We start from the raw sequence: 11,728 nt of genomic DNA, 5'->3' as shown, positions 1-11,728 counted from the left end.
TTAATTATTATCACAGATACGGCGACCAGGCAGGCGATTTAACCTGTCCATCAGTTGCCGGAAGACGCGCTTTGAAACGCCCATCTGTAGAAACCAGATTCAGCACGGATCCCATCCCCTGAGAAGAGCTGTAGATAACCATTGTGCCGTTCGGTGCCAGACTTGGCGTTTCATCCAGGAACGTTGACGACAGAACCTGTACGCCACCCGCTGCCAGATCTTGTTTGGCAATATGCTGCTGGCCGTTAGCCGAGCTCACCATCACCATAAATTTGCCGTCGGAGCTCACATCCACGTCCTGGTTCTGAGCACCTTCCCAGGTAATACGCTGTGGAGTACCGCCGTTAATACCAACTTTATAAATCTGCGGACGACCGGCCTGGTCTGAAGTAAAGGCCAGAGACTGGCTGTCCGGGAACCAGCTTGGTTCCGTGTTGTTACTGCGGCCCGTCGTCACCTGCTGAATCTGACCGGAGCCCAGATCCATCACGTACAGCTGCAGGCTACCGGTTTTCGACAGAGCGAAGGCCAGTTTGGAGCCGTCAGGAGAGAATGATGGTGCGCCGTTGTGCTGCGGGAACGAAGCAACCTGACGAATAGCACCGTTTGCCAGCGTCTGAATAACCAGCGCAGAACGACCGCTTTCGAAGGTAACGTAAGCCAGTTTTGAACCGTCCGGAGACCACGCCGGAGACATCAGAGGCTGCGGAGAACGGTGAACCACGAACTGGTTGTAACCATCATAGTCAGATACGCGCAGCTCATACGGGAACTGGCCGCCGTTAGTCTGTACTACGTAAGCGATACGAGTGCGAAAAGCGCCTTTGATACCGGTCAGCTTCTCAAATACTTCGTCACTGGCAGTATGGCCCGCATAGCGCAGCCACTGCTTGTTCACTTTGTAGGAGTTCTGGGCCAGAACGGTACCCGGCGCGCCGCCGGTGTCTACCAGCTGGTAAGCCACGGTGTAAGAACCGTCACCGTTTGGCGTCACCTGGCCGACGACAACAGCGTCAATACCGAGCGCAGACCATGCCGCAGGCTGAACTTCCTGAGCAGAACCCGGCTGCTGAGGCAGACGAGAACGATCGAGCGGGTTAAATTTACCGCTGTTACGCAGGTCAGCCGCAACGATACCGCCAACATCTTCAGGTGCCGCACCCGGACCGGCCCATTTAAATGGCGCCACGCCGATTGGGCGTGCCGAATCCACCCCCTGGGTGATTTCGATACGTACTTCTGCGTGCAGCGCCGCTGCAAACAGCATCAGAAAACCAAATGCTACTTTTAATGCCTGCTTCATCATATCTCCCTTATCCAGGCGAAAAGCCCACGATAATTTAGCAGAATGTTAACAAACTCAAATACACAAAACTACCAAAACCCTGAGACTTGCCTGGTACATTTTTCCCCGCTTGTACGGGGAAATCTGCCTTAAGGTTTGAAGTCCAGCGGCGCATTTTTGAACACTTCATACACGGCTTCTGATGGAGGTTTAGGGAACCGAGCCTGTCGTGCTGCAGCCAGTGCCGCAGTACAAAGCGCCGGATCGCCGCCCTCAGAGGTGATACTAGCTAAAGTACCGTCAGGATTCAGTTTGACACGCAGCGTACACACTTTACCTGCGTACGAAGAAGCATCATAAAAGCGACTTTCAATAGCCGCTTTAATCTGTCCGGCATAGTTGCTGATATCCGCGCCTGAAGCGCCGTTGTTCTTAGTGTTACCGCTTCCGGCGGCGGCGGCATTGTTTCCTTTCGCCCCACCACCGGTTTTCGGCGCATTCTTACCTGAGCTGAGATCGCCCAGCAGGTCGTCAACGCCCGATGCTTCTTTTGCTTCAGCTGCTTTTTTCGCTGCTGCCGCTTTAGCCGCAGCGGCCTTATCTGCAGCAGCCTTGTCAGCTGCGGCTTTCTTTGCAGCAGCCTTTTCGGCGGCAGCTTTCTCGGCAGCGGCTTTATCTGCGGCCGCTTTTTCAGCTGCTTTTGCAGCCGCAGCTTTCTCTGCTGCGGCGGCTTTTTTCGCGGCATCGGCGGCAGCTTTTTTCTCAGCGTCTTGCTGAGCTTTTTTCGCCGCTTCGGCCTCAGCTTTCTTCTGAGCGTCAGCTGCGGCTTTTGCTGCTTCCGCCTCGGCTTTCTTCTGAGCATCCGCCGCCGCTTTCTTCGCGGCTTCGGCCGCAACTTTCGCCTGGGCGTCTGCTTTGGCCTTCGCCAGCGCCGCCGCTTTCACGGCGGCTTCTTCCGCCTGCTTCTGCTGTTCCTGCGCCTGCTTAGCTGCCTGCTCCGCTTGTTTTTGCGCGTCAGCCTGCTTAGCGGCTTCTTCCTGTGCTTTCAGACGATCCTGCTCGAGCTGCTTCAGGCGCTCCTGTTCGGCGGCCTGCTTTTCTCGCATCTCTTCCGCCTGCTGCTGCGCCTGTTTTTCACGCTGCTCTTCCGCGCGACGAGCGCTTGCCTGCTGGTTCTGTTGACGATTGTAGTTCTGCACGACCGCACCCGGGTCGACCATCACCGCATCAATAGATGAGCCACCGCCCCCGCCTGCCGAAGCATCTATATGCTCATCGAACGAACTCCAAATCAGCAGTGCAATCAGAATGATATGCAAGACGACTGAAATGATAATCGCGCGTTTAAGCTTTTCGTTTTGTTGGTCGGTTGCCTTTGACACTCTCGGTTCCCAAAAACTGTTAGCCTGTTAGCCGGGTCAGATTGGCTGGGTCATTAAACCCACTGACTTCACACCCGCGCTGTGCAACAGGTTTAGCGCTTTAATGATTTCATCGTAAGGCACATCTTTCGCGCCACCGATCAGGAAGATCGTTTTCGGATTCGCCTGCAGCCGACGCTGAGCTTCAGCAACAACCTGCTCCGGCGGCAGCTGTGGCATCTTGTCCGGACCGACATTGACGCTGTACTGCCCTACTCCGGACACTTCCACAATCACCGGCGGATCGTCATTGGTGCTGACGGCCTGCGACTCGGTCGCATCTGGCAGATTGACATCCACGCTCTGCGAAATGATCGGCGCTGTCGCCATGAAGATCAGCAGCAGCACCAGCAGCACATCCAGCAACGGAACGATGTTAATTTCGGACTTCAGTTCACGACGTCCGCGTCCACGTCTGGCCATGGTTTACCCCTTGTTGCTTTCGCTGCTGGTAAATGCCTGGCGGTGCAGAATCGCGGTGAACTCTTCCATAAAGTTGTCGTAGTTCAGCTCCAGCTTGTTCACGCGTTGGTTCAGGCGGTTATAAGCCATAACCGCTGGAATCGCGGCAAACAGACCAATCGCGGTTGCGATCAGCGCTTCGGCAATACCTGGAGCCACCATCTGCAACGTTGCCACTTTTACCGCACCCAGTGCGATAAAGGCGTGCATGATCCCCCACACTGTGCCAAACAGGCCGATATACGGGCTGATGGAACCGACCGTGCCGAGGAAAGGAATGTGGTTTTCGAGGTTTTCCAGCTCTCGGTTCATGGAGATGCGCATCGCACGCGACGCCCCTTCCACAATCGCTTCAGGCGCGTGGCTGTTCGCCCGATGTAAACGAGCAAACTCTTTGAAGCCACTGTAGAAAATCTGCTCTGAACCGGTCAGGTTGTCGCGACGGCCCTGGCTTTCCTGATACAGGCGAGAGAGTTCAATGCCGGACCAGAACTTGTCTTCGAAGGCTTCAGCTTCGCGACCTGCCGCATTGAGGATACGCGTTCTCTGGATAATGATGGCCCAGGAGGCGATTGAAAAACCAATCAAGATCAACATGATAAGTTTAACCAGAAGGCTTGCCTTCAGGAACAAATCAAGGATATTCATGTCAGTCACTGCTTAAACTCCGCGACAATAGACTTGGGAAGCGCACGAGGCTTCATTAAGAGTGGATCAACGCAAACAATCAGCACTTCCGCCTCGTTGAGGACTTTGTTTTCTGCGTTGACTATCCGCTGCGTGAACACCAGAGAGGTGCCCCGCATCGCTGTAATTTCCGTCTGGACTTCGAGCATGTCGTCGAGTCTGGCGGCGGCGAAATACTCCAGCGTCATCTTGCGCACCACAAAGGCAACGCGTTCAGCCAGCAGAACCTGTTGGCTGAAGTGATGGTGGCGCAGCATCTCAGTGCGTGCTCTCTCATAGAAAGCGACATAGCTGGCGTGGTAAACCACACCACCGGCGTCGGTGTCTTCGTAATAGACACGAACCGGCCATCGAAACAGCGTTGTATTCACTTTACATCCCGGTAATGCAAACAATATTTAGGGCTTTCAAACTTCGCTACTATACGCGCGGGAATGATGGTTTGGAATGGGGGAAAGTAAACGGAGAGTAAATTTTTATGGGCTCGAACAAGCCCATAGCGATTAACGGATGTTTCTGAATCAGGCGTAAAAGAAAATCAGCCCGGCAAGCAGGACGAGGTCAGCAATCAGTGGGCAAAAAATCCCCTGCCAGTGGATTGACTTTGGACGAAAACCCACGCCATGAATGACGCCCGCACACACCGCCCACATGATCAGGAAACCATGCCAGATTTCCAGCTCGCTGGTTTTAGCCGCAAAGCGGGAGGGATCCCAGAAGATGCAGCCCGCCAGCACTAATGCCATCAGTAACGAAAGGGCCCTTAACGGGCCCTTGTCCATTACCGCATACAACGCTGCGATAAGTTTAGTCATTAATGATCTTCTTTTTGTCCGGACTCAACGTGTTCTAGCGCCAGGGCGGTGATCACGCCGAACGCACAAGCCAGAAGCGTTCCCAGAATCCATGCGAAGTACCACATATGTTGCTCCTTACTCAGTACAGGGAATGGGTGTTGCGTTCGATGTCATCTTTGGTGATACGACCGAACATTTTCCAGTAACACCAGGCGGTGTAGAGCAGAATAATCGGTACAAACACCATCGCCGCGTAAGTCATCACGTTCAGCGTCAGCTGGCTGGAGGTCGCATCCCACATGGTCAGGCTCGCGTTCATCATTGTGCTTGAAGGCATAATGAATGGGAACATAGCGATACCTGCGGTCAGGATGATGCAGGCCAGCGTCAGCGAGGAGAACAGGAACGCCCAGGCGCCCTTCTCTGCACGCGAAGTGACGATAGTGAGCAGAGGCAGCACCACGCCCAGAGCAGGAATCGCCCACAGAGCCGGCATATTGTTGAAGTTCACCATCCAGGCACCCGCTTCACGCACGACTTCTTTAGTCAGCGGGTTAGACGCGGCATGGTGATCGAGAACCGATTTCACCACGTAGCCATCAATGCCGTAGTAAACCCAGACGCCCGCCAGAACGAAGCACACCATGGTCACCAGAGCCGCTACCTGAGAAACGGTACGCGTGCGCAGATGCAGTTCGCCTGCGGTACGCATTTGAAGATAGGTTGCGCCCTGCGTCAGGATCATCGCCACGCTCACAATCCCTGCCAGCAGACCAAACGGATTGAGCAGTTGGAAGAAGTTACCGGTGTAGTAAAGACGCATGTACTCGTCGAGATGGAACGGTACGCCCTGAAGCAGGTTACCGAACGCCACGCCAATCACCAGCGGTGGTACGAAGCTACCGATGAAGATGCCCCAGTCCCACATGTTGCGCCAGCGGGTATCTTCAATCTTGGAACGGTAGTCGAAACCAACCGGACGGAAGAATAAAGACGCCAGCACCAGAATCATCGCCACGTAGAAACCGGAGAACGCAGCCGCGTAGACCATCGGCCAGGCAGCGAACAGTGCGCCACCTGCGGTGATCAGCCACACCTGGTTACCGTCCCAGTGCGGGGCGATGGAGTTAATCATGATTCGACGCTCGGTGTCAGTGCGACCAAGCAAACGGGTGAGCATGCCCACCCCCATGTCGAAACCATCAGCGACCGCAAAACCAATCAGCAGAATGCCAACCAGCAGCCACCAGATAAAACGTAATACTTCATAATCGAACATTTGACGACTCCTGTCTTAGCGTGCCGGCTGACCAGACACAGGGGTCTGCTCAAAATGGTAACGACCGGTTTTCAGGCTGCTTGGTCCCAGACGCGCAAATTTGAACATCAGGAACATTTCCGCCACCAGGAACAACGTGTACAGGCCGCAAATCAGCAACATCGAGAAGAGGAGATCGCCTGTGGTCAGCGACGAGTTCGCGACGGCCGTCGGTAACACCTCACCTATCGCCCACGGCTGACGACCATATTCTGCGACAAACCAGCCGGACTCAATGGCGATCCACGGCAGCGGAATACCGTACAGGCAAGCACGCAGCAGCCATTTTTTACTGCCGATACGATTACGAATAACCGTCCAGAAGCAGGCGGCAATGATAAGCAGCATCAGCACGCCACACGCCACCATGATACGGAAAGCAAAGTACAGCGGAGCGACGCGAGGAATCGAGTCTTTCGTCGCCTGCTGGATTTGTGCTTCCGTCGCATCAGAGACGTTCGGGGTATAACGCTTCAGCAGCAGACCGTAACCCAGGTCTTTTTTCACGCTGTTAAATTCGTTACGTACGGACTGATCGGCTGAACCGGAACGCAGTTCTTCCAGCAGTTTGTAAGCCTTCATCCCGTTACGAATACGCTCTTCGTGCTGAACCATCAGCTCTTTCAGGCCCGTCACCTGCTTATCAACAGAACGGGTGGCGATGATGCCCAGCGCGTAAGGAATTTGAATTTGCAGATGGTTTTTCTGCGCATCCTGATCGGGAATACCAAACAGGGTAAAGGAAGCCGGTGCTGGCTGCGTTTCCCATTCGGCTTCAATGGCGGCCAGTTTGGTTTTCTGTACGTCACCCATTTCGTAACCGGATTCATCACCCAGCACGATAACGGAGAGTACTGCGGCCATACCGAAGCTCGCGGCAATAGCAAAGGAGCGTTTCGCGAAAGCGAAATCGCGATTACGCAGCATATAGTAGGAACTGATACCGAGGATGAACATCGCGCCGCACACGTAGCCGGATGCCACGGTGTGCACGAATTTCACCTGAGCAACCGGGTTCAGGACGAGCTCGGAGAAGCTCACCATCTCCATGCGCATGGTTTCGAAGTTGAAGTCTGATGCCACCGGGTTCTGCATCCAGCCGTTGGCGACCAGAATCCAGAGTGCGGACATGTTTGAACCCAGAGCAACGAGCCAGGTTACCGCCATGTGTTGGATTTTACCCAGACGATCCCAACCGAAGAAGAACAGACCTACAAAGGTGGATTCGAGGAAGAAGGCCATCAGCCCTTCGATCGCCAGCGGCGCACCGAAGATATCGCCCACGTAGTGGGAATAGTAAGACCAGTTAGTCCCGAACTGGAACTCCATGGTCAGGCCGGTTGCCACACCCAGAGCGAAGTTGATACCAAACAACTTGCCCCAGAACTTGGTCATATCTTTATAAATCTGTTTGCCGGAAAGGACGTAGACCGTTTCCATGATGGCCAGCAGGAACGCCATACCGAGCGTCAGTGGCACAAAAAGGAAGTGGTACATCGCGGTCAAGGCAAACTGTAAGCGCGACAGTTCGACTATATCTAACATCATGACTCCTTGCTCATCGCATGAAGACTCCGAGAGTGAATCCCGTTAGAAAGGATTCACACGCATGCCCCAATACAAATTGATTTGCTTCCCGTCCCGTTGCCGCGATCGTGTGTGATAACGGCAATAAGCAAAGGTTACAAATAAGTTAATAAAAAAACCCAAATTGATCCCATGAATATATTACGCCGTAAAACCCTTACAATAAACAGGTTTTTATTGAGTAAGATTTACGTTTTTCGACGCTGATCAATATATAGCTAAGATGATGCATTTCGACCACTTTGATCCGCGACAATTTACCGCTTTACACTACGTTTTTCCAGGCATTACATATTGATTTAAATCAATTTCACCCTCACATGTTAATTCTGTATGCGCACTATGATTCATAGTGAAATCAATGTTAAAAACATGTTCGCGGCATGACATTGATGGTTATCAAATAAGACGAAATTGGCACGAAAGGTAATGGCTTTTTAACTGCGGGCACAATAAGACGAGAAAGAGGAACAGGATTAGAAGTTTAAACCCTAAGAAAGGCTTTTTCTGCCGCCAAGTATAGCTGCTTTTTATTACATTTCATTCACAGCAATGATTTTAATATTTAACACACCAACATAACGCCGGGTTAAAAAGAAAACGCTCGTGCAATGTGCAGTCGGGACTCGTTTGCAGAATTATTGATCAGAGCGGATACGCCACAGAGACGCGGACAATGCGCAGGTATAAAAAAGGCCACCCGCTAAGGTGGCCAACCATGTCGAAAAGGGACATATAAAGCTCCCCGCACGGGGAGCAGAGAGGATTATCAGTTAATGATGGTTTTCAGCGCTTCACCGATGTCGGCGAGGCTGCGAACGGTTTTCACGCCAGCGGCTTCCAGGGCTGCGAATTTCTCATCCGCCGTACCTTTCCCGCCCGCAATGATTGCACCTGCGTGACCCATACGCTTGCCTTTCGGTGCAGTGACGCCCGCGATGTAGCCGACTACAGGCTTAGTCACATGATCTTTGATATACGCAGCAGCTTCTTCTTCTGCGCTACCGCCGATCTCACCGATCATCACGATTGCTTCAGTCTGCGGATCTTCCTGGAACATCTTCAGGATGTCGATGAAGTTAGAACCCGGGATCGGGTCACCGCCGATACCCACACAGGTGGACTGGCCGAAACCATAGTCGGTGGTCTGCTTAACCGCTTCATAGGTCAGGGTGCCGGAGCGGGAAACGATGCCCACTTTGCCAGGCTTGTGAATGTGGCCTGGCATGATGCCGATTTTGCTGGCGCCTGGGGTAATAACGCCCGGGCAGTTCGGGCCAATCATGCGCACGCCCGCTTCATCCAGCTTGACCTTCACGGTCAGCATATCCAGAGTCGGGATGCCTTCGGTGATGGTGATGATAAGCTTGATGCCTGCATCGATGGCTTCCAGGATAGAGTCTTTGCAGAACGGCGCCGGAACGTAGATAACGGTGGCGGTTGCGCCGGTCGCTTCTACCGCTTCGCGCACGGTGTTGAAGACCGGCAGGCCAAGATGCGTGGTGCCGCCTTTTCCTGGCGTTACGCCGCCAACCATGTTGGTGCCGTAAGCAATCGCTTGTTCAGAGTGGAAAGTCCCCTGGCTACCGGTAAAGCCCTGGCAGATAACCTTGGTGTTTTTATCAATTAAAATGGACATTATTTCCCCTCCACTGCGTGAACGACCTGCTGAGCCGCATCGGTCAGACTTTTCGCTGCAATAATATTCAGGCCGCTGTCAGCCAGTCTTTTCGCGCCGAGCTCGGCGTTGTTACCTTCCAGACGCACGACCACCGGCACGTTCACGCCCACTTCTTCTACTGCACCGATGATGCCGTCAGCAATCAGGTCACAACGAACGATGCCGCCGAAGATATTCACCAGCACAGCTTTCACGTTGTCATCAGAGAGGATAATTTTGAACGCTTCAGTCACGCGCTCTTTGGTTGCGCCGCCGCCAACGTCGAGGAAGTTAGCCGGTTCACCGCCGTGCAGCTTAACGATGTCCATGGTGCCCATCGCCAGACCCGCGCCGTTGACCATGCAACCAATATTGCCATCGAGAGCAACGTAGTTCAGTTCCCACTGCGCAGCCTGCGCTTCACGTGGATCTTCCTGAGACTGATCGCGCATTTCACGCAGATCCGGCTGACGGAACAGGGCGTTGCCGTCCGCACCCAGTTTGCCATCGAGGCAGATCAGGTCACCCTGTTTGGTGATAACCAGCGGGTTGATTTCGATCAGCGCCAGATCGCGTTCCAGGAAGATGTTTGCCAGGCCCATGAAGATCTTGGTGAACTGCTGAACCAGTTTGCCTTCCAGACCCAGTTTGAACGCCAGTTCGCGTCCCTGGTAAGGCATTGGGCCCGCCAGCGGATCGATAGCCACTTTGTGGATCAGGTGCGGAGTTTCTTCCGCTACTTTTTCGATTTCCACGCCGCCTTCGGTAGACGCCATGAACACCACGCGACGGGAGCTGCGATCAACAACCGCGCCCAGGTACAGCTCTTTTGCGATATCGGTCGCCGCTTCCACCAGAATCTGGTTAACAGGCTGGCCGTTCGCATCTGTTTGATAGGTTACCAGGCGTTTACCCAGCCAGTGCTCCGCGAAAGCGCGGATGTCTTCTTTGCTGTTAACCACTTTTACGCCGCCCGCTTTACCGCGGCCGCCAGCGTGTACCTGGCATTTTACGACCCATGGGCCCGCACCAATTTTTGAAGCGGCTTCTTCAGCTTCACGCGGAGTTGAGCAGGCATAGCCTACTGGCGCAGGTAAACCATAGCGGGCAAACAGCTGTTTGGCCTGGTATTCATGTAAGTTCATGCGTTCTATCCACTTTTAGGGTAATCGTTATCTTTGAACCCGTAGGCCCGATACGCAGAGCGCCATCGGGCATTACACTTTTGCCGGATGGCGGCGCAAACGCCTTATCCGGCCTACAGGGCAGGTGATACTCTTGTTACTACACGTCCAGCAGCAGACGAGTTGGATCTTCCAGCAGCTCTTTAATGGCCACGAGGAAGCCCACGGATTCACGACCGTCAATCAGGCGGTGATCGTAGGAGAGTGCCAGATACATCATCGGCAGGATCTCTACTTTACCGTCTACCGCCATTGGGCGATCTTTGATGGCGTGCATGCCAAGAATCGCGCTCTGCGGTGGGTTAATGATCGGGGTGGACATCAGAGAACCGAATACGCCGCCGTTGGTGATGGTGAAGTTACCGCCGGTCAGATCTTCCACGGTCAGCTTGCCGTCACGGCCTTTCACCGCCAGCTCTTTGATGTTTTTCTCGATGTCCGCCATGCCCAGCGTGTCAACGTCGCGCAGCACTGGCGTTACCAGACCACGCGGCGTGGAAACCGCCATGCTCACGTCGAAGTAGTTGTGGTACACCACATCGTCGCCGTCGATGGAGGCGTTCACTTCCGGGTAGCGTTTCAGCGCTTCAACCACCGCTTTCACGTAGAAGGACATGAAGCCCAGACGGATGCCGTGACGTTTTTCAAACGCATCGCCATACTGCTTACGCAGATCCATGATTGGCTTCATGTTGACTTCGTTGAACGTGGTCAGCATGGCGGTAGAGTTTTTCGCTTCCAGCAGACGCTCGGCCACGCGTTTACGTAGACGGGTCATTGGTACGCGTTTTTCGGAGCGGCCAGCCAGCGGGGCTGGTGCTGCAGCCGGAGCCGCGGCAGGCGCTTTCGCTTCTGCTTTAGCCGGGGCTTTCGCCAGGTGTTTTTCCACGTCTTCACGGGTCAGACGACCACCGACACCGGTGCCTTTAATGGCGCTGGCTTCGAGATTGTGCTCAGCCAGCAGGCGACGAATCGCCGGGCTCAGGGCATCATTGCTCTGCTCTTCCAGAGAAGCCTGCTGGCGCTGGGCCGGCGTAGACTCTTTGGTGTCCGCTTTCGCTTCAGTGGCTTTACCGGCGCTGTTACCTTCACGCAGGCGACCCAGGATCTGACGGGAAGTCACGGTTGTGCCTTCATCTTCCAGTACGGCATCGAGAATGCCGTCCGCCGACGCCGGTACTTCCAGTACCACTTTGTCAGTTTCGATTTCGACCAGCACTTCATCGCGGACAACCGCGTCGCCTGGCTTCTTGTGCCAGGTGGCAACCGTGGCATCGGCTACGGATTCTGGCAGGTCGGGAACAAGAATATCTACGCTACTCATTTT

12 protein-coding genes are annotated in these 11,728 nt (G+C 54.1%); all 12 read right to left on the bottom strand.

Annotated elements, in window-relative coordinates:
- Positions 1-10: 10 nt before the first annotated feature.
- Positions 11-1,303 carry a Tol-Pal system beta propeller repeat protein TolB gene (gene tolB / locus AB1287_RS04980; protein WP_435617177.1) on the bottom strand — a complete coding sequence of 431 codons (1,293 nt, stop codon included), beginning with the start codon at positions 1,301-1,303 and terminating at the stop codon, positions 11-13.
- Between the two features lie 131 nt (positions 1,304-1,434).
- Positions 1,435-2,667, bottom strand: coding sequence for a cell envelope integrity protein TolA (gene tolA, locus AB1287_RS04975; protein ID WP_435617126.1), 1,233 nt, complete (start codon positions 2,665-2,667; stop codon positions 1,435-1,437).
- Positions 2,668-2,703: 36 nt separating this feature from the next.
- Entirely contained in the window at positions 2,704-3,129 is a 426-nt protein-coding gene (gene tolR, locus AB1287_RS04970; RefSeq protein WP_097164733.1) for a colicin uptake protein TolR, read from the bottom strand.
- Positions 3,130-3,132: 3 nt separating this feature from the next.
- The gene (gene tolQ, locus AB1287_RS04965; protein WP_312629151.1) at positions 3,133-3,825 is read right to left on the bottom strand and encodes a Tol-Pal system protein TolQ; all 693 of its coding nucleotides are present in this window, start codon (positions 3,823-3,825) and stop codon (positions 3,133-3,135) included.
- Entirely contained in the window at positions 3,822-4,226 is a 405-nt protein-coding gene (gene ybgC, locus AB1287_RS04960) for a tol-pal system-associated acyl-CoA thioesterase (protein ID WP_097164735.1), read from the bottom strand. Before ybgC ends, tolQ begins: the two co-directional genes overlap by 4 nt.
- 150 nt (positions 4,227-4,376) lie before the next feature.
- Positions 4,377-4,670, bottom strand: a complete 294-nt coding sequence (ybgE, locus tag AB1287_RS04955; RefSeq protein ID WP_435617125.1) for a cyd operon protein YbgE — start codon at positions 4,668-4,670, stop codon at positions 4,377-4,379.
- Positions 4,670-4,777 (bottom strand): cytochrome bd-I oxidase subunit CydX, encoded by a 108-nt coding sequence (gene cydX, locus AB1287_RS04950; RefSeq protein ID WP_097164737.1) that lies wholly within the window; start codon positions 4,775-4,777, stop codon positions 4,670-4,672. The genes ybgE and cydX overlap by 1 nt, the downstream gene beginning before the upstream one ends.
- Before the next feature lie 14 nt (positions 4,778-4,791).
- Complete coding sequence (gene cydB, locus AB1287_RS04945; protein ID WP_435617124.1) at positions 4,792-5,931, bottom strand: cytochrome d ubiquinol oxidase subunit II; 1,140 nt, start codon at positions 5,929-5,931, stop codon at positions 4,792-4,794.
- Between the two features lie 15 nt (positions 5,932-5,946).
- Positions 5,947-7,515: a cytochrome ubiquinol oxidase subunit I gene (gene cydA / locus AB1287_RS04940; RefSeq protein WP_435617176.1), complete on the bottom strand. Its 1,569-nt coding sequence runs from the start codon at positions 7,513-7,515 to the stop codon at positions 5,947-5,949.
- Positions 7,516-8,326: 811 nt separating this feature from the next.
- Positions 8,327-9,196: a succinate--CoA ligase subunit alpha gene (sucD, locus tag AB1287_RS04935; RefSeq protein ID WP_097164740.1), complete on the bottom strand. Its 870-nt coding sequence runs from the start codon at positions 9,194-9,196 to the stop codon at positions 8,327-8,329.
- The gene (gene sucC, locus AB1287_RS04930; RefSeq protein ID WP_097164741.1) at positions 9,196-10,362 is read right to left on the bottom strand and encodes an ADP-forming succinate--CoA ligase subunit beta; all 1,167 of its coding nucleotides are present in this window, start codon (positions 10,360-10,362) and stop codon (positions 9,196-9,198) included. Before sucC ends, sucD begins: the two co-directional genes overlap by 1 nt.
- Positions 10,363-10,501: 139 nt before the next feature.
- Positions 10,502-11,725, bottom strand: a complete 1,224-nt coding sequence (gene odhB, locus AB1287_RS04925; RefSeq protein ID WP_435617123.1) for a 2-oxoglutarate dehydrogenase complex dihydrolipoyllysine-residue succinyltransferase — start codon at positions 11,723-11,725, stop codon at positions 10,502-10,504.
- Positions 11,726-11,728: the final 3 nt, after the last annotated feature.

Source organism: Scandinavium sp. UTDF21-P1B, from assembly GCF_040750395.1.
Taxonomy (GTDB): domain Bacteria; phylum Pseudomonadota; class Gammaproteobacteria; order Enterobacterales; family Enterobacteriaceae; genus Scandinavium.
The sequence above is the reverse complement of the archived record's forward strand: the minus strand, read 5'-3'. Positions and strand labels throughout refer to the sequence as shown.